Origin of the sequence: Pseudomonas sp. XWY-1, from assembly GCF_002953115.1 — a bacterium.
In the GTDB taxonomy this organism is placed as follows: Bacteria; Pseudomonadota; Gammaproteobacteria; order Pseudomonadales; family Pseudomonadaceae; genus Aquipseudomonas; species Aquipseudomonas alloputida.
The window spans coordinates 2,857,970-2,875,375 of record NZ_CP026332.1 but is presented as its reverse complement, the minus strand read 5'-3'; the positions used below and the strand labels follow the sequence as shown (position 1 = coordinate 2,875,375).

Sequence of the window (17,406 nt, the reverse complement as noted above, 5' to 3'; positions counted from 1 at the left end):
TCAGCGCCCCTTGAAGGCTGGCGTGCGTTTGTTCATGAAGGCGTTCACGCCTTCGCGGTAGTCCTCGCTGCGCCCGGCCAGGCGCTGCAGGTCGCGCTCCAGCTCCAGCTGCGCCTCAAAACCGTTGTCGAAACTGGCATTGAGGCTGCGCTTGATCAGTGCCAGGCCGTAGGTGGGCTGGGCGGCGAGGTGGCGGGCGAGGGTGAGGGCTTCATCACGCAGCGCGGCATCATCCACCACGCGGTAGATCAGCCCCCATTGCTCGGCCTGTTCAGCGCCAAGGCGCTCGCCCAGCATGGCCAGCGCCTTGGCCCGGGCCATGCCGACCAAGCGCGGCAGCAGCCAGGTACCGCCGGAGTCCGGCACCAGGCCGATCTTGCAGAAGGCCTGGATGAAACTGGCCGAGCGGGCGGCCAGCACCAGGTCGCAGGCCAAGGGAATGTTGGCACCGGCACCGGCTGCCACGCCGTTGACCGCACAGATCACCGGCAAAGGCAGGTCGCGCAGGGTGCGCACCAGCGGGTTGTAGAACTTGTCGATCGATTGGCCCAGGTCAGGCATTTCGGCGCCTGGGGCAACGTTGCGGTCGGACAGGTCCTGTCCGGCGCAGAAGCCGCGGCCTTCAGCCGTCAGCAGCAGCACCCGCGCGTCACTGCTTTGGCGCACTTGCTTGAGCGCTTCGCGCACCTCCAGATGCATGTCCGTATTGAAGCTGTTCAGCTGCTCGGGGCGGTTCAATGAAAGGAAGGCAACGCCGTCCTCGATGGAAAACAGGATGTGCTGGAAAGTCATGACAGACTCGCTCCGTCAGTCGAGAGAATGATGATCAGCGCCCCTGGAAACGGGCCTGGCGCTTTTCCTGGAAGGCGCGGATTCCTTCATCGCGGTCGGCGGTGCCCGCCAGCAGGGTGAAGGCATGGCGCTCGAAGCGCAGGCCGCTGGCCAGGTCGGTATCACCGGCCTTCAGTAACGCCTCCTTGGCCAGGCGCACAGCCAGCGGCGCTTTGGCGGCGATGCTGCGGGCAACCTGCATGGCGCGTTCTACGGTGAGTTCGGGCTGGGTGATTTCGCTGACCAGGCCGGCCTGCTGGGCGCGGAGGGCAGTGATGGCTTCCCCCGTCAGCACCATCTGCATGGCCAACGGCTTACCGACAGCACGTAACAGGCGCTGGGTGCCGCCAGCACCGGGGATGATGCCAAGGTTGATTTCCGGCTGGCCGAAACGGGCGTCGGTACTGGCGATGACGATGTCGGCGCACATTGCCAGTTCGCAGCCGCCACCCAGGGCATAACCGTTGACTGCGGCAATCAGCGGTTTGGCGAATGCGGCGATGCTTTGCCAATGCGCTACGCGCGGGTCATTGAGGATGCCGACCAGGTCGCGATCGGCCATCTCGCGGATGTCGGCGCCTGCGGCGAATGCTTTGGCACTGCCGGTAATCACTGTGGCCCGGACATGCTCGTCGTCCCCGGCAGCCTGCAGCGCAGCGGCCAGTTCTGCCAGTAGCTCGGTGCACAGGGCATTCAAGGCCTCGGGCCGTTGCAGGGTAATGAGCTGAACGCCATGTTCGGGCGCCTGCACATCGATATATCGCGGCATGTCGGGTTCCTCTGGCTGCACGCACGGCACATTGCGTGGCCGGCATTTTTTGGAATTGTTTGCAGGGGCGTAATGCGGGATCACGACCAGGTGAGGTCAGTATATGCTCCATGCGATACATTAATGCAAGTTTCAAAATGCATTCGCGTATCTCTTTTTATTTTCCATCGGCCAAAGCCGCAGAGCAATACCTGCAGAAGAATCGATTCATCTAGTTATTTTCTGGTATTTAACGCTGTTTTTTGCCTCCCGGAATCAAATCAACACAAGTGATACACGATTGACGACCAAACAGCTTCTGATACAAGATCGAAAGAAATTTCAAATCATTTCAGGAGTGATGCCATGCCTTGCTATCGACTGGACGGCCTGACACCCGTTGTTCACCCGACAGCCTACGTGCACCCCAGTGCAGTCCTGATCGGCGACGTCATCGTTGGACCCTGCTGCTACATCGGCCCACTGGCATCGCTCAGGGGCGATTTCGGCCGCATCGTGCTGGAGGAGGGTGCCAACTTGCAGGACACCTGCGTGATGCACGGTTTCCCGGGGGGCGACACCGTAGTAGAGCGTAACGGGCACATCGGCCATGGCGCCGTGCTGCACGGCTGTCGCGTCGGCGAAGATTCATTGATCGGCATGAACGCCGTGGTGATGGATGGCGCCCATGTAGCACCTCGCTGCATCGTCGCGGCCACCGCCTTCGTCAAAGCTGGCTTCGAATGCGCGGCGCAGAGCCTGGTGATGGGGTCGCCAGCCCAGGTCAAACGCCCACTGAGCGAGAAGGAGCTGGCCTGGAAACAGCGCGGGACGACGGAGTACCAGCACCTGGCGCAGCGCTGCATGAACAGCATGGTCGAATGCCCGCCGCTGGCCGAGGCAGAGCCGGGGCGCCCGCGCATGGAAGACACCGGGGTCAGGCCCAAGGGCCAGGCGAGCGCATGAGCCTGGCAGTGACACGCAATGGCCAGGCGGCCCGCCGCACAGGTATAGTCGGTGCTTTATCCGCGCACAGTTCGCCCATGAGCACTCTTGCCCCACTGAACCACTTGATCACCCGCTTTCAGGAACAGACGCCGATCCGCGCCAGTTCCCTGATCATCACGTTGTACGGCGATGCCATCGAGCCGCACGGCGGTACAGTCTGGCTCGGTAGCCTGATCAACCTGCTGGAGCCGATCGGCATCAATGAACGGCTGATACGCACGTCGATCTTTCGCCTGACCAAAGAAGGTTGGCTCACTGCAGAAAAGGTGGGCCGACGCAGTTATTACAGCCTGACAGGCACTGGCCGTCGGCGTTTCGAAAAAGCCTTCAAGCGCGTCTATAGCCCAAGCCAGCCAGCCTGGGACGGGGCTTGGACGCTGGTGTTGCTGTCGCAACTCGAGGCGGGTAAACGCAAGTCCGTGCGTGAAGAGCTGGAGTGGCAGGGGTTTGGTGTCATGGCGCCGAACCTGCTGGGTTGCCCACGGGCAGACCGTGCCGACCTGGTGGCCACGTTGCGTGATCTTGAGGCGGGCGACGACAGTATCGTCTTCGACACCCACACCCAAGAGGTACTCGCGTCCAAGGCGATGCGCGCACAGGTGCGGGAAAGCTGGCGTATCGACGAACTGGGGCAGCAATACAGCGAGTTTATCCAGCTGTTCAGGCCGCTGTGGCAAGGTTTGAAAGAGCAGCCGTTGCTGGATGCTCAAGATTGCTTCCTGGCGCGCACGCTGCTGATTCACGAGTACCGCCGCTTGCTGCTGCGCGACCCGCAACTACCCGACGAGCTGCTGCCAGGGGACTGGGAGGGAAGGGCTGCGCGGCAGTTGTGCCGTAACCTCTACCGACTGGTGTTTGCCAAAGCCGAAGAATGGTTGAATGCAGCGCTGGAAACAGCAGATGGCCCATTGCCGGACGTGAGCGAGAGTTTTTACAAGCGTTTTGGCGGGTTGGCTTGAGGGGAGTGCTCGCCTCACAGCGCCGCGGCCAACATTCACGGCTTCGAGCAGGGTGCCTTCAGGGGCCCTTGGCCTCACACTCACCGCCACCTTGTTCGAGCGCCATGAGTGCAGGCATATCAAGAATTTCTACCAACCTGCCATGCAGGTCGACGATACCCAGCGCGCGCAGACGGGCGACGGATCGGCACACGGTTTCCAGGCGTAGACCCAGGTACGAAGCCATGTCTTCACGAGACATCCGCAACATGAAGCCATGGGCAGAGTAACCGCGGCTGACGAAGCGCCTGGAGAGCCCCACCAGGAAGCTGGCCAGCCGCTGTTCTGCAGTCAGGTTGCACAGCATCAGCACACGCCCGTGCTCACGCACGATCTCGCGGCTCATCAAGCGATTCAGGCTTTGCTGCAGGTCCGGAAACTCACGCGCCAGGGTTTGCAAGCGGCGATAGGGGACAGGGCAGACTTCGCTGTCTTCCAGGGCAATGGCGTCACAGACATGGTGCTCTGTGGCAATGGCATCGAGGCCGAGTACATCGCCCGGCATCCAGAAGTTGATCACCACGCCTTGCCCCTCGGCGGTGTTCAGGCTGGTCTTGAAACTGCCGCAGCGTAAGGCATAGAGCATGGTCAGCGGATCGTTGGCATTGAACAGCGCGGCGCCCTTGCGAATGCGCATGCGTGGGCCTATCAACGCGCCCAGGCAGCTGTTTTCGTCAACTGGCAGGCCAGTGGGGAGGCACAGGCCGCTTACCCGGCAATCCAAGCAGTGGTTCACCAGCGGTTTGAGGTGAATAGGGTTTGCCTTGGGCAAAGGGTTGGGTGAGTCGAGCAGGGTGACCTTCAGCTGGCCAGGCATTTTCAGGCCTCCTTCGCATTATGGAGGCCGCTTTGGGCCCCCGCGCCATTACGCGCACCGAGCCCGACGGTAATCCCCGTATGGGGCGACCAATCAGCAAGCATGTCACGCGAGTGGGGGGCATTGAGGCGGCTTGTAAGCCGTTCGACAAACCGCTCGGCTTCGGCAGCCGTACTGAAACCCACCCGCCAGTCATCCATGCGCACCCAACAGCGTCCCTGCTCTGTGTTCTTCTCGACGTAAACGTTCATCAGGGCCTCCAAAGCATGTATCGGTCGACAATGCAGGAAGGCGTCCCTGCCGGCAGCGGAGGTGAAGCTCAGGGCGGGGTCGCCATGGCGCGCCTGTGGGGCCTGAAGTGGCTGTGATCTGGGTACAGGGTGCGCCAGCGAAGTCCCGAGGTATTGATCCGCGTCAAGTTCTTGCGCCCTGGGCAATGCCATTGGTCGGCAGGTGCCTCCAGTTGATAAACATCAAGTTCGCAACACGTAGGTGGCAGATGCTTTACCTACGTATCACAACCTCAGAGGTGTGCCATGGAAACTCCGCAAAGACTGCTGCTGATCGCCTCCCCCCTGATGCGCCGAACCCCGGTCTATGACCGGGCTGCTGCGCTGGCCAAGGCCAAGGGAATGGCGCTGCACATCGTCGCTTTCGACTACGTGGAAGGGCTTGCCACGGCGGGCCTGGTGAATGACCAAGCGCTGGCAGTCATGCGCGAGGGTTACGTGCAGCAGCACCGTGAATGGCTGGAAACCCAGGCGTTGCAGATGCGGCGCAATGGTGTCACCGTCACAACCGAGGTGGTGTGGGTGCAGCAGCCCTTGAATGAGATCCTGATACACTTGCGTGAGCAACCGTTTGCCATGCTGATCAAAGAGCTCGAGCATGAGCCTTGGTGGATGCGCGCAATGTTCACCTCGCTGGATATCCAGTTGCTGCGCGAAACGCGAATACCCTTGCACCTGGTACACAAGGCCAGCCATGCGTTGCCACGCAGGATTCTGGCGGCGGTGGACCTGTCCAGGCCGGAGGATCAGTTTGAAGGCTTCAACGACCTGATCATCAGCGAAGCGCTGAAGCTGACATTGCAGTGCAATGCCCAGATCGAGTTGCTGTACGCCTACGACTTGGGTTCCATGTACCTGGACGCCGGCGGCAGCCGGGAACATTCGTTCCTGTTCGATTCAAACGATGCCCAGACCTTGCATGACGCTCAAAGCGCTGCCTTCCAGGAGCTTGCCGAACGCAACGGCATCGCCGTCGAACACCGCCATATGCGCATAGGCGACCCGGCAAAGGCCCTGGCGATATTCATGGATAACAATGATATCGACGTACTGGTCATGGGCAGTTATCACCACCGTGGCATCGGCTGGTTCATCGGCAGTACTGCCGAGCGCGTTATGCATCGGTTGTCCAGCAGTGTGCTGGTGATTTCTCCAGAGCGCTCCCAAGGCTGAAGCACAAGGCCCGCAAGGGCCTTGTCTTTTCAAGGCCGCAGGTCAAGTTCGTGCAGAATCTCGCTCACATCGCCGCCCGGGTAGCGTGAGGTGAAGCCCAGTGCCTTGACCAGCCGGTGCATGGCATAGTTGCTGGCCAGATCCCTGGAGACCATGCACTGAAAGCCATTGCGTCGCGCGGCTGCAATCAGGTGTTGCATCAGGCGCTTGCCCAACCCCTTGCGCTGCCAGTCTTCGCTGACCGCCACTGCACATTCGCAACGTTGACTGCCAGGTATGCCCGCATAGCGGCTGACGCCGATCTGTTGCAACTGACCGTCTACATGAACCAAGGCGACATAGGCCATGCGCTGGTGGTAGTCCACGGGCATGTCTTGCGTGTCCAAGCTAGGCAAGCCGCCGCTGAGTCCGGCAATGAGGCGAAAGCGCCGTGATTCATATGCGATTGTGCTCAGAAAACGCTTGTCCCGTTCGCGGTCTTCTTCGCGCAGTGGGCGGATCAGCACCGCCGAACCGTCCTCGAGGTTTTCGACCCAGTGTTCGCAGGTCTGTGGCTGTGCTGTTTGCTGCCCGTTCATGACGCCTCCCGTTGCTTGATCAGTACCTGGTGCAGCCGTTTTAACGTGGCGGGCCGTTTCGGTTCTGACAATCATCAAGTTCAGCCTGGGTAGCGGTTTTCTGATCTGCATCAAGCAGCAGCGGTCCTGTGCGCGGAATATCGTCAGCATCACACCCACTCACGAAAGCGCGGAGGTTCACCATGGGGCAATATCGACAATTGCTGGTGCTGCTGACCGAGGTAGAACCGCATTCCGCCGCTTTGCGCAGAGCCCTTGCCTTGGCGCATGTCAGCAGCGCCAGCGTGCATGTACTGGGCTTGTTCGAGCCAAGCGAGGAGCACCTTCTGCGCGAAGAGCGGCTGAACGAGGCCGATATCAAGCGCCAGTACGAGCATTATCGCGCTCAGTTGACGGGACTGGTCGAGCGGCATCGCGGCAGCGGTATAACGCTGACGGTCGACAGCCTGAATGCGGAGGATATCCGCAGCCAGGCGATCGATTACATCAGCGAACTGCAGCCCGATATGGTCATCAAGGACAGCGAAGCTGCGTCGGCCCTGGTGCGCATGTTCGGCACCCCACTGGATTGTGCGCTGATGCGAGGTTTCAAAGGCGTCAGCCATTTCGTGCCGGCGGCGGCCACTTCATTGCCGCGGCGTGTGCTGGTCGCCGTGGATACTGCGTTCAGCGAGACGCCTGCCGTCCAGGCGTGCTTCAATCGTGGACTGATTCGTGCTGGCCAGGCGCTGGCGTTACAGTGTGACGCGCACCTGCATCTGCTATCGGCCTACAACCTGGCAGGGGTATTTGCCTCGGACATGAATGTCACCCAGGCGTGGATCGACGAGATGCGCGAGGCACTGCAGGAGCCTTTCGAAGCGCTGGCCGATGCCGAAGGCGTCGCGCCGGACCGCCGACATTTCATGGAAGGAGGCCCGGTACAGGTGATCCGGGAACAGGTCGCAGCCCTGGACATCGACGCGGTGGTGATGGGCGTGGTGCAGCCCAAAGGCCTGGACAAACTATTGGGAGACACCACCGAGCGTATCGTCAGCCGCCCACCGTGCAGCGTGCTCGCCGTTCATCCCCAAATAGCCGAAAGTTGGGAGCCTTGGCCATGCAACTGACATTTCTTGGCGGCACTGGCACCGTGACCGGCAGCAAGTTCTTGTTGACCCGTGACAGCACGCGGGTATTGGTCGACTGCGGACTCTTCCAGGGTTTCAAGCAACTGCGCCTGCGCAACTGGCAGCCACTGCCCCCGGCGTTGCGGGCGCTTGATGCGGTGGTGCTGACCCACGCCCACCTTGACCACAGTGGTTATTTACCTGTGCTGGTTCGGGAAGGCTACCGCGGGCCGATCTACGCCACGCCGGCGACTTGCGCCTTGGCGGAAATCCTCTTGCTCGACAGTGCGCGGCTGCAGGAAGAGCAGGCCGAACATGCCAATCGCCACGGTTACTCCAAGCATGCGCCGGCGCAACCGCTCTATACCGAGCAGGATGCCAAACGTGCCCTGGCACTGTTTCGCCCCGTAGCGTTACACCAGGTGACCGTGATCGCCGAGGGCATGGAGTTGCTGTTGCGTACCGCCGGACATATTCTGGGGGCGGCCACGGTCCAGATCAGCGCCGAAGGGCAGACCGTGCTGTTTTCGGGTGACCTCGGCCGCCCTCAGGATCCGATCATGCGTGCGCCTGAGCTGGTCAGGACGGCGGACGTGCTGTTGATCGAATCTACCTATGGCGATCGCCAGCATCCCGCCGAATCGACCGAGCAGTACCTGGCCAAGGTCATCAACGAAACGCTCCTGCGCCATGGCATTACCCTCGTACCCTCGTTCGCCGTTGGCCGCGCCCAACTGCTCATGTATTACCTGTACACGCTCAAGCGCGACCGGCTGATCCCTGATATCCCGATCTACCTGAACAGTCCGATGGCCACCGACGCCACCGCCCTGTACCAGCAGTACCGCAGTGAGCATCGGCTGACCGCAGCCGAGTGCGCCGCCATGTGCAGAGGCACGCACATCGTCCGGACGGTCGATGAGTCCAGGCACCTGGACCAGCTGCGCGAGCCCGCAGTGATCATCGCCGCCAGTGGCATGGCGACCGGTGGACGGGTGCTTCACCACCTGAAGGCACTGGCGCCAAACCCGCGCAACAGCATTCTGTTCTCCGGCTTTCAAGCCGGGGGGACGCGGGGTGCCGATATCGTCGCGGGCGCCCACAGTGTGCGGTTGCAAGGCGAGGATGTGCCCATCCGTGCACAGGTGCACGCGATGGAGAATCTTTCTGCGCACGCCGATGCCGATGAAATCATGGAATGGTTGCGCGGGTTCACCCGGCCACCCCGTCAGACCTATGTGATTCATGGCGAGCCACACGCTGCCGACACCTTGCGGCGGCGGATCAGCCTCGAACTCGGCTGGCAAGTGTGCGTGCCTGAATATCAGGAAACGGTTGCCATCGACCCTGTTCGCTAGAGGCTGTTTTCCACGCAACATCACCGAGTATCAAGGCTTTTCATACAGCCCAGGCTGGCACGGGAGGTATTCATGAACACACAAGCTAGGGCGAAACTGAGAGCGTGGTTGCATCGCCCCAAGGGCAGCCTGGGTTGGATCGTAGCGATCCTTGTGTTACTGCTCGCCGCATCGGCCTACCGCGGGCTGAGCCCCACCTGGCGCCTGCCCATGCACAATCCGGTCGTGATGCTGGCCTTGCTGACCTTGAGCGTGGCGCTAGGCTGGGCGGTGCAGCGGGGCGTGAAGCGCACCGTTGGCAAAGCCATTTTCAACGGCTTGGAGACTGGCTGGCAGGCCAGACTGGCGTTCCTTCGCTCAGTGGCTCGGGAATCGAACATCCTGCTGGTGGTGCTGTTGTGCCTGGCCCTGCTGGGCACGAGCACCTTGTGGTTGGCAGGGCGCTCAGTGACGCAGATCGTGGCGAACTGCGAGGCCAACCTGCAGGCTCAAGTGGATATACCCGAAGATGAAAAACTCACCGCGCTTGTCGGCAAACCGGTGTGCACGTGCCTGGCGCAGACCTTCATGGAGCGCAACGGTGTGCTGCGCATGGCCTTGTTCGAAACCCCCATGCAGGAAGTGAGCGGCTTGAAGGTGCTCACTGCAGATGATGAGCAGCGCTGTCTTGAACAGTTCGACCTGCTGCCCGAGGAGCCCCAGGCAACCGCGCCTTGAGCCGGCCCGCCTGTCGGTGCCCTGGCACCGGACGCCGCAGCCAGACGACTGAACCGCCGCTATTTGGCTTTCCAGTACTTCTGCATTTCCAGGAAGAGAAACGAAGCGGTCCAGGTGATCAGCACCAGGCCGGTCAATGCCTGCAGGCCGGTCAGGTATTTCAGGTGCCCGCTCGGGGTGATGTCGCCGAAACCGATGGTGGTATAGGTGGTGAAGGAAAAGTACACGCAGTCCAGGAAACTCCCGTCGAAATTGCCGCTGAGTGTGCCCCAGCCGTCGGTATGGGCCATCAGGTAATACACCAGGGCAAAGCACCAGACCTCAAGGGCATGGGCCAGCAGTGCGCCGAGCACACCCGCCACGATGCGAAACCGGCTCCAGAGGTTCAGGCGGGGTAGCCAGTCATTCAGGCGCAGCAAGCATTCGTAGTGAATGATCACCACCAGGATCACGACCAGCATGTTGATCAGCGTGACAGTGAGCATCGCAGGTTCCTGATTGGCGGTTCATTTCAAGTTGTCGACCAACGCATGGATGGTAGCTCATTGGCCTGCGGCAGCAACGCTAGGATTTCTTCACTAGCAGGTGCAAAGTGGCGCCTAGGGGGCATTGATATTTATCAAGAACGAACCAGCACCTGCTTCGATAATGACATCGCATGCAACCCAGGCAACGCGCCGGGAGGTACCCATGACGCCGTATCGCCGGATTCTGCTTATCATGACCGAGGCCCAAGCCAATGCCGCGCTGTCCCGGGCCATGGCCTTGTCTGCGGCGTCCGGTGCGAGTTTGCATGTACTGGGCATCCATGAATCTGGTGCACTGCGCCTGCCTCACGAATTGCAGGAAGCCCCACTTCATTCGGCCTCGTTCATGCATTTCAGTACCGAACTCAAAGCACTGCTGGATGAGCAGTCATTCGTTGGGGCTCGGCCAGGTTTCGAGGCAGTTGAAACCTCCAATCCGCGTGATCAGCTGCCAGCGTGCATTGCCCGCTACGCGCCTGATTTGGTGATCAAGGGCTGCCCGGGCCACTCCCTGCTCGAGCAGATCGCTCGGACCTCGCTCGACCAGGCGCTGCTGCATGGGAGTGAGACGCCGTTGTTGTTCGTACCGGCGGATGCCCCAGCCATCCCCCAGAACATTCTGGTCGCAGTGGATGTCGCCAACCCGTCGCCACACAACGACGCCCTCAACCATGCCCTGGTCGCGGCAGGTCAGCAACTGGCGACTCAATGCAAGGGGCAGTTGCACCTGCTCTCGGCTTACGACCTGCCCATCGCCATGCTGGCCAACCCTGACCTTGCCGGCCCTTGGGTGAACCAATTACGCGAGTCACTGCAGCTGCCTTTCGATGCGTTGGCCGATGCACATGGCATCGCCTACACGCACCGGCATTTCAGCGAAGGTGCGCCCCTGCGCGTGATCAAGTCCTACATCGCCACGCTGAAAATCGATGCAGTGGTGGTCGGCACCGTGCAGCCCAGGCATTGGGCCAAGGTGATCGGCGATACCACCGAGCGGCTTGTCAGCCATGCACCGTGCAGCATCCTGACGATCAGGTCTGCACCCGCCAGCTGACTTCATTAAGATGGCATCTTTTCTTGTCTCTGATTCGACAATGGAGCGCTGAGATGTTTGTTGATATGGCTGCCTTCACGCCGTGGTCGGCATTGGCAGGCGGGGCGTTGATCGGTTTGGCCGCTGGGCTGTTCGCCGTTGCGAACGGGCGCATCGCGGGCATCAGCGGTTTGCTCGGTTCTATGCTGCAAAGTGGTGGGGAAGGGCGGGGCGAAAAAGTGTGCTTTTTGCTGGGACTCCTTGCCGCGCCACTTTCCTGGCAACTGTTCTCAGCAATGCCTCCCGTTCATTTCAGTGTGGCGCCTTGGCTGCTTATGGTCTCGGGAATTCTGGTAGGCCTCGGTACCCGCTATGGCAGTGGCTGCACCAGTGGCCATGGCGTTTGTGGCTTGTCACGCCTGTCGCCTCGTTCGGCAGTGGCGACGCTGTGCTTCATGGCAGCAGGCTTTGCCACGGTCTTCGTGGTCAGGCATGTACTTTCAGGAGCATGAAATGAAGCGGATCAGTGGCTTTATCGCTGGGTTGCTGTTCGGCATGGGGATATTGCTATCCGGTATGGCAAACCCTGCCAAGGTGCTGGGGTTTCTCGACATTGCCGGGCAGTGGGACCCGTCGCTGGGACTGGTCATGGTGGGTGCGATAGGTGCCGCACTGTTGCCGATGACTTGGGCGCGACGTCATACCACGGCCTTGCTGGGAGGTAAGATACAGCTGCCTGCCAGGCGCGACATCGACCGTCGACTCGTCGGCGGGAGCCTGGTTTTCGGCATAGGCTGGGGGCTTGCCGGCGTATGTCCGGGGCCGGTGCTGGTGTTGCTCGCCGGGGGGTACTGGCAAGCCTGGCTATTTGTGCTCGCGATGCTTGCCGGTATGGGATTATTCAATGTTGCGGAAGCGTTTCGCAGCCGTCATCAGGGCAGGGTTTGACGGTAAACAATTGAGTTCTGTTCGATATCAGAATAAGGCACTTACTGAGTGTAACTCTACTAAATGAATATTTAGCGTAGTTATTCCTTAAGGTTATTATAGGGGCAGGGTATGGCTCAATGTCATCAACCTAAGCTGCAGCCCTGCCCAAGACAAGCCCCCCGAAGCAGCCAGCCGCCATGGCCGTCGAGCGATGACCAGGCCTCTGCCGCTCAATCACGCGGTCTAACTGGGCTGGCGGTGATGTGATCATCGTCTGTTCCGGCTGTCTAGGCGAGATTTCTCGTCCTCCGGACGAGCCTATGCCGACCGCTTGTGGCCAGCTTTTTTTGGACGGAGGTTGGGCTGTGGTGTTTCTTCAGCGCGTCGGTTTGTAGCCCTCACAACCTCGGCTGGCTGCGCGTTTGCGTTGGCGCGCAAAGCTACGGCCTGAGCGTACGGCACTGAGGCTTTTAGCCATCAAGGCCAGCACATTGCTCAGCCCCTGAGCACAGTGCCGCACCAGCAGCTCGACCAGGGTATTTTTGAGCCGTGACACGCCTTGGGTGAAGTTGACTTTCCATCGCAGCTTGCGACCTTTGTGGCGCTGTTCGATGACCGGCTGTAGCAGGTGCTGCATCAACAGCGCCAGGTTCTTCAACAGTTGAGCGGCATGAAAGTCCTGCTTTACAGCGGTCACGCTGCGGCCGCTGAAGTTGTCCAGCGTCAGGGTTTGTTTGAGGCGACGGAAGTCGGTTTCGATGCCCCAGCGGCGGTGGTAAAGCTCGGCAAACACCTCAGCGGGAAAGGCTTCTCGATCCAGCAGCGAGGTCAGCAATACTTCGCTTTCGCCGTTGGCCAACTCGACCCGGATCAGTCTCAGCTCGATCTGGCTGGCAGGATCAACGCCAGCCTCGGAGCAGAACAGACGTGCTTCAGGATGGTTGGCCACGAAAAGCTGTGTGTCTTCAACTTGGCCAGAGTGTAGAAACGCTTTGACCTGAGCGTTATAGCCACAGGGCAGGCGCATCAGAAAGTGCCGCTGTTGCTGCGCGAACAGCGCGAATAACCAGTGCCCAGGGTAACCACGGTCAAACAGCGTCAGGCTGCCAGCCGGCAGGTGCTCAAGGTGCAGATGGGCACAGTCGCGCTCACCGACTGTCAGGGGCACGATCAGGCTATGCAAGGTTTGACCGTCAGCGACTTCGTAGAGTGTGGACAAGCGAGCCATGGGAAAGCCAGAGTGACTGCCAAAGAAGGTCGCCATGGTCGACTCCAGGGGTAAATGCACGGTCGAGCCATCCACCGCGAGCACCCTCAGCCCACGCCACTTCTGGCGCAGCCCGAAGCAGTCAATTTGTTGCTGCAGGAGGCGATTGAGACTTTCAAATACCTCGGGGTTGAGCTTTTTGCGCGCTTTGCAGAAGGCCTGCGCAGTGACCATTTGCGTCTCAGTCGACGCCTGATTGAGTACGCGATAGAACTGATCGAGTTCGGTTTGCAGGGCCGTGCGTGGCTGATTGAGCAGGAACAGGACGAGGTTCTTGAAGGTGAGCTGGCGTCGGCGGGTAAAGTCTTGAGGATTCTGGCGGTGGGCGGCGATGAAGGCGGGACAATCGAGCGGACTGGTTATTTTTTGTACAATTTTCAAGCCAGGGTTTGGCTGGCGGTGTCAAGCGATGCGGTATAGGTAGTCAAAAGGGCTTCTCCCATGCACTGATTTGAGCGCTAATTATATGATATTTATGGATAATTTCCAAAGTTGATGACATTGGGGTATGGCTAGCGGTACAAGCAAGTCAAAGGGTTTTGAAATACACTCGGAAATCCAGAAACTGATTGCCGAAACTGCAGCACTAAACCAGGATTCGACCAAGTTGAGTCGCGAAAATTTTTGGTATCCAGTGGCGATTTCTGTCGGGCTGATCACCGTTGTGGTCACTGTCACAGCGTTGATCTTGAGGCTGCTTCAGTGATCCCGCAGCTTGTCCGCCGATAGTCTGTTGAACTAGGGAAAGCCCAAATCCCGGGGCCGTTACTCTTGGAAAATCCCGATGCAACCGCATCAAAGCACCTCCTTAAGGGGTACGACATGATGGCAGTTGCCCAGGTGAATGCAGCCATTGGCATGGAAATTCTGCTGAAAACCTTCGTTGCCAGACCAAACGGTAATCATGGCCAGGTCGATGAAACCTACGACTTGGATATCGACCTTATCCAGGCCGCTCATCAAGATTTACAACGTGTCGGCAAAGTCGACATCAAACGAAAATGGGCTGATAAGCATGATCTGCTGACATTGTTTTATGCAGTGCCGGCCACACTCCGGAGCCACCTTGACCTAAGTCGGCACGAGGAATGTATTGAGCGTTATCGCAACGTTTTCACTAACTTATCCGTGCGAGGCCGACTCACCTGGTGGCTATGACGACACGCTGGTCCATATCCTTGGCGAGCTGATTGACAATGTCGTGTCTTGGTACCGCGAACGAGGCTGTGAGGATTTGTTTATCCTTTGCCATGGCATGACGCCAAATGTTCCATCTCAAGGCCAGAAAGGCGCCTGAGCGGACGTGGCCTAGCTTGCAATCTGCCCACCCCACGCCCCGGCAGCCCCATAAGAAGATGCTCATAATGCATATTATGTTAAATCATGTTCTATGTAAGGGCGCCAGGGTCAGTGTCCAATCCCACATACCTCCGGTCAAATTCCCGCAAACCCCCGTTACGTTTACTGGAGGCCAAATCGGATAAGCATGTTCTGGAGCGACAACGGTATGCCCTACATTGAGAACATCTGCAGAGACCGCTTTGCCATGCTCATCAGCCGAGAGCTTGAGCAGTTCGGTATCTGGGAGCTTACAGAGGCCGACATGCCCAAGTCTAAACGAGTGGACCTCGCGTTCGCCTGCGCTGACCTTCAGCTTCCAATTGAGGTCAATTGCCAGTGGCATGACGAGTCTTCAAAGAAGCGGGCCTGCCGAAGGCCCTTTACACTAGCCACTCGATGCGCCGGGGTTTTGCGACCTGGGCATCGGCGAATGGCTGGGACATCAAGGCACTAATGGGTTATGTCGGGTGGAAGGATATGAAGTCTGCGCTGCGCTATGTGGACTCACGCGTCTCTTTTGGCCACCTAGCAATCAAAGCCCAGCATGGGTACTGACGCCGAATTGACCCCTCTGGCGCTTAGGTGGCTCAGGTAGTTAAACCAGGAGAGACCTAACCGTCAGTCTTCGGCAGATACGGTACAGAGCAAACGATCCGCCCTCGCAGGAGGGCCACGATCACTCTCAATCGCTAGGTTAGGGATAGAAATTCCACCCTGCCCCTTTCCAAGCCGTCATGACCTGCTTACGCCACGGATGCGGCGCTCAGCCCCCCATGGTGACAGGTGGGCTAGCACGGTCTTGCCGGCGGTACGCGATTGTCTGTTCCGCTTGCCTCACGAGAGAATCGACGATGGCCTTGAAGAGCTTCACTTCAGAGTTGGTTTGGGCCTCCCAAGTGACAACGGACGGGCCCACCTTTACTTTGCGACCTCGTACAGCCTAAGACCTTTACCACGGTGTGTCTCAATGACGGTCGTTGAGTCCAGTAAACGCAACACCTTACGCAGGTAATAAAGTTGCACCTCAATACGCTTGGTGCCCGGGTCAAAATGGAAGCCCCAGACGCCCTTGAATATACTTTCGCGGCTAACGATATGATCCCCATTGCTGACCAGAAGCGTGAGTAGCCTGAAAGAAGTGCTCTTCACCACTATCCGCTTGTTTTTGCAGATAGCCTCACGTTTCGGGAGATCAAGGCTCAGGTCGGCAAAGGCAAGATCATGCGGGGTTGTGAGTGTGACTCTCATGTAATCTCGTCATCGGCAAGGCGTCATTCGCCCAAAATACCGTGATCAGCCACGCGCAACCATTGCAAAAATCTAGCCTAGCGATTCACTTTCTGAATTGGTTTTTCTCCACATTCACAAAGTAAGCACCAACTCACACAGCGCATTATAGCGACTCGCTCATAATCGAAACCCACTATGGGAGCCTGCAACTAAAGAACTACAGCGCAAACCTGTTAAAGGTTTCCTCAAGCAAATGTAGCGAGCGCTCTAAAATTGCAGCGATGGCGTTTGCCTGTGTCGTAGCATGAAGTCTATTTCCCCGCCTGACAAAAAGTTCATCACCAAAAAATAATCTCAAGTCACTAAGCGTGTTACTGATGGCGGGCTGAGTGACACCAAGCATCCTTGCGGCAGCACTTGCACTCCTCGCCCGGTGAACGGCAACAAAGACGACTAACTTATTGAGATCAAGGCACCGCAGGCGCGCCGGGTCAAAATCATAATTCTCAGTAGACAATCAAATCTCCCTCATGCGGCGGCATGAAAGCTTTAAAATATCGGCACTACGCGATGGTGCGCTAGGGACATGTACCTGAGAGTACCGGTGACTAACGCTCGGCACAACGCATTATTATGGAACCGAGTTCCGCAATGCCTGGAATCAATCAACGGTTATCAGCAGAGGCAATACGCGTATATTTCCATGATCAGCCCATCACAGCGCGCCCTAGAGAGATCCTAATGAGCATACTTTTTACGCCCTACTTCTTGTCAGGCCTCACGTTGAAGAATCGCGTGGTCATGGCCCCCATGACGCGCGCACGCGCTGAAACGACAGTTCCCGATGACCTGACTGTGCTGTACTACCAGCAACGCGCTGGTGCCGGACTGATCATCACCGAAGGTGTACCCGTTTCGGTGCAAGGGCGGGGATACCTGTTCAACCCCGGGTTGTATACGCAAGAACAAGTCGAAGGATGGAAAAGGGTCAACGCAGCCGTTCACCAGAAGCAGGGCTGCATTTTCGCCCAGTTGTGGCATGTGGGCCGTGTATCACACACCAGCTTGCAACCCAACGGTGAAGCGCCTGTCTCTTCGAGCGCCAAGCTGGCAGCTAACTCCAACGCGTACTGGTGGGCGCGTATTCGATGAAAGGGCCGTTCTGGGCACTGGTGTCCGGCTGGCTGTCTTCCTCGACCGCTGCCGCGGGCCTTGCCGCCGTAGGCGCCATGGCCAACCTGATCGGCGGAGGCCTTATGGTCAATGCCTACGGCGCCATTCACGATGCCACCGGCAGCTACTCCCTGGCGCTGATGCCCTTGGCCGCGCTGTGCACCGTGGCCGGTATCGCAGTACTGGTAATCGGCCGCAAACGCCAGCACGAGCAAGCTGAATCAGCCAGCGCCGTTAGCGCAAAATAAGCCACGCGAGTCGCACCTCGATGCCCACTT

General features: G+C 59.0%; 20 protein-coding genes and 2 pseudogenes. 13 read left to right on the top strand and 9 right to left on the bottom strand.

The features are described 5' to 3' along the window. Together paaG and paaF are read right to left on the bottom strand one after the other, a co-directional pair. Window positions 1-792 carry a 2-(1,2-epoxy-1,2-dihydrophenyl)acetyl-CoA isomerase PaaG gene (gene paaG / locus PRJ_RS13340; RefSeq protein WP_104961642.1) on the bottom strand — a complete coding sequence of 264 codons (792 nt, stop codon included), beginning with the start codon at window positions 790-792 and terminating at the stop codon, window positions 1-3. A 34-nt stretch (window positions 793-826) separates the two neighbouring features. Further along, window positions 827-1,600, bottom strand: coding sequence for a 2,3-dehydroadipyl-CoA hydratase PaaF (gene paaF / locus PRJ_RS13335; protein WP_104961641.1), 774 nt, complete (start codon window positions 1,598-1,600; stop codon window positions 827-829). Window positions 1,601-1,945: 345 nt separating this feature from the next. On the opposite strand from paaF, the gene paaY reads away from it, so the two are divergent. Together paaY and paaX are read left to right on the top strand one after the other, a co-directional pair. Continuing rightward, window positions 1,946-2,545, top strand: a complete 600-nt coding sequence (gene paaY / locus PRJ_RS13330) for a phenylacetic acid degradation protein PaaY (RefSeq protein WP_104961640.1) — start codon at window positions 1,946-1,948, stop codon at window positions 2,543-2,545. Window positions 2,546-2,622: 77 nt separating this feature from the next. Continuing rightward, window positions 2,623-3,546 (top strand): phenylacetic acid degradation operon negative regulatory protein PaaX, encoded by a 924-nt coding sequence (paaX, locus tag PRJ_RS13325; protein WP_177429895.1) that lies wholly within the window; start codon window positions 2,623-2,625, stop codon window positions 3,544-3,546. 58 nt (window positions 3,547-3,604) lie between these two features. Here paaX and fnrC read toward each other — a convergent pair whose 3' ends face one another. Together fnrC and PRJ_RS13315 are read right to left on the bottom strand one after the other, a co-directional pair. After that, entirely contained in the window at window positions 3,605-4,402 is a 798-nt protein-coding gene (gene fnrC / locus PRJ_RS13320) for a Crp/Fnr family transcriptional regulator FnrC (RefSeq protein ID WP_104961638.1), read from the bottom strand. Window positions 4,403-4,404: 2 nt separating this feature from the next. Next, window positions 4,405-4,653, bottom strand: coding sequence for a hypothetical protein (locus PRJ_RS13315; RefSeq protein WP_104962877.1), 249 nt, complete (start codon window positions 4,651-4,653; stop codon window positions 4,405-4,407). Window positions 4,654-4,938: 285 nt separating this feature from the next. Between PRJ_RS13315 and PRJ_RS13310 the strand changes: the two genes are divergently transcribed. Beyond that, complete coding sequence (locus PRJ_RS13310; protein WP_104961637.1) at window positions 4,939-5,865, top strand: universal stress protein; 927 nt, start codon at window positions 4,939-4,941, stop codon at window positions 5,863-5,865. Between the two features lie 29 nt (window positions 5,866-5,894). Here the strand turns inward: PRJ_RS13310 and PRJ_RS13305 are convergent, their stop codons facing one another. Beyond that, a complete protein-coding gene (locus tag PRJ_RS13305; RefSeq protein WP_104961636.1) occupies window positions 5,895-6,443 on the bottom strand; it encodes a GNAT family N-acetyltransferase in 549 nt (182 codons plus the stop codon). 182 nt (window positions 6,444-6,625) lie between these two features. On the opposite strand from PRJ_RS13305, the gene PRJ_RS13300 reads away from it, so the two are divergent. From PRJ_RS13300 to PRJ_RS13290, 3 genes are all read left to right on the top strand, one after another. Then, the gene (locus tag PRJ_RS13300) at window positions 6,626-7,552 is read left to right on the top strand and encodes a universal stress protein (RefSeq protein WP_104961635.1); all 927 of its coding nucleotides are present in this window, start codon (window positions 6,626-6,628) and stop codon (window positions 7,550-7,552) included. Next, entirely contained in the window at window positions 7,543-8,910 is a 1,368-nt protein-coding gene (locus PRJ_RS13295; RefSeq protein WP_104961634.1) for an MBL fold metallo-hydrolase RNA specificity domain-containing protein, read from the top strand. Before PRJ_RS13300 ends, PRJ_RS13295 begins: the two co-directional genes overlap by 10 nt. 72 nt (window positions 8,911-8,982) lie before the next feature. Continuing rightward, window positions 8,983-9,627, top strand: a complete 645-nt coding sequence (locus PRJ_RS13290; protein WP_104961633.1) for a hypothetical protein — start codon at window positions 8,983-8,985, stop codon at window positions 9,625-9,627. A gap of 59 nt (window positions 9,628-9,686) precedes the next feature. On the opposite strand, the gene PRJ_RS13285 is transcribed toward PRJ_RS13290, so the two are convergent. Next, entirely contained in the window at window positions 9,687-10,112 is a 426-nt protein-coding gene (locus PRJ_RS13285) for a potassium channel family protein (protein WP_104961632.1), read from the bottom strand. Window positions 10,113-10,317: 205 nt separating this feature from the next. On the opposite strand from PRJ_RS13285, the gene PRJ_RS13280 reads away from it, so the two are divergent. The 3 genes from PRJ_RS13280 to PRJ_RS13270 are packed head-to-tail and all read left to right on the top strand — an operon-like array spanning window position 10,318 to window position 12,135. Further along, window positions 10,318-11,208 carry a universal stress protein gene (locus PRJ_RS13280; protein WP_104961631.1) on the top strand — a complete coding sequence of 297 codons (891 nt, stop codon included), beginning with the start codon at window positions 10,318-10,320 and terminating at the stop codon, window positions 11,206-11,208. 53 nt (window positions 11,209-11,261) lie between these two features. Continuing rightward, window positions 11,262-11,699 (top strand): YeeE/YedE family protein, encoded by a 438-nt coding sequence (locus PRJ_RS13275; RefSeq protein WP_104961630.1) that lies wholly within the window; start codon window positions 11,262-11,264, stop codon window positions 11,697-11,699. A gap of 1 nt (window position 11,700) precedes the next feature. Beyond that, window positions 11,701-12,135 carry a DUF6691 family protein gene (locus PRJ_RS13270; protein ID WP_104961629.1) on the top strand — a complete coding sequence of 145 codons (435 nt, stop codon included), beginning with the start codon at window positions 11,701-11,703 and terminating at the stop codon, window positions 12,133-12,135. A 358-nt stretch (window positions 12,136-12,493) separates the two neighbouring features. On the opposite strand, the gene PRJ_RS13265 is transcribed toward PRJ_RS13270, so the two are convergent. Further along, window positions 12,494-13,765: an IS4-like element ISPa1635 family transposase gene (locus PRJ_RS13265; RefSeq protein ID WP_104961008.1), complete on the bottom strand. Its 1,272-nt coding sequence runs from the start codon at window positions 13,763-13,765 to the stop codon at window positions 12,494-12,496. 441 nt (window positions 13,766-14,206) lie between these two features. Here PRJ_RS13265 and PRJ_RS30395 point away from each other — a divergent pair, with 441 nt between their 5' ends. Beyond that, window positions 14,207-14,542 carry a hypothetical protein gene (locus PRJ_RS30395; RefSeq protein ID WP_223843511.1) on the top strand — a complete coding sequence of 112 codons (336 nt, stop codon included), beginning with the start codon at window positions 14,207-14,209 and terminating at the stop codon, window positions 14,540-14,542. A gap of 549 nt (window positions 14,543-15,091) precedes the next feature. Next, the gene (locus PRJ_RS13245; RefSeq protein ID WP_256597968.1) at window positions 15,092-15,280 is read left to right on the top strand and encodes a tyrosine-type recombinase/integrase; all 189 of its coding nucleotides are present in this window, start codon (window positions 15,092-15,094) and stop codon (window positions 15,278-15,280) included. Between the two features lie 363 nt (window positions 15,281-15,643). Here the strand turns inward: PRJ_RS13245 and PRJ_RS13240 are convergent, their stop codons facing one another. Together PRJ_RS13240 and PRJ_RS13235 are read right to left on the bottom strand one after the other, a co-directional pair. Continuing rightward, a complete protein-coding gene (locus tag PRJ_RS13240) occupies window positions 15,644-15,973 on the bottom strand; it encodes a winged helix-turn-helix domain-containing protein (RefSeq protein WP_064614574.1) in 330 nt (109 codons plus the stop codon). A 199-nt stretch (window positions 15,974-16,172) separates the two neighbouring features. Continuing rightward, window positions 16,173-16,472, bottom strand: coding sequence for a LysR family transcriptional regulator (locus PRJ_RS13235; protein WP_080756684.1), 300 nt, complete (start codon window positions 16,470-16,472; stop codon window positions 16,173-16,175). Window positions 16,473-16,696: 224 nt separating this feature from the next. Between PRJ_RS13235 and PRJ_RS13230 the strand changes: the two are divergent. Both PRJ_RS13230 and PRJ_RS13225 read left to right on the top strand, forming a co-directional pair. Beyond that, a pseudogene (locus PRJ_RS13230) lies at window positions 16,697-17,092 on the top strand (alkene reductase); the annotation flags it as partial. Then, window positions 17,074-17,376 (top strand): annotated as a pseudogene (locus tag PRJ_RS13225) (MFS transporter); the annotation flags it as partial. The pseudogenes PRJ_RS13230 and PRJ_RS13225, both read left to right, overlap by 19 nt. Window positions 17,377-17,406 lie beyond the last annotated feature (30 nt).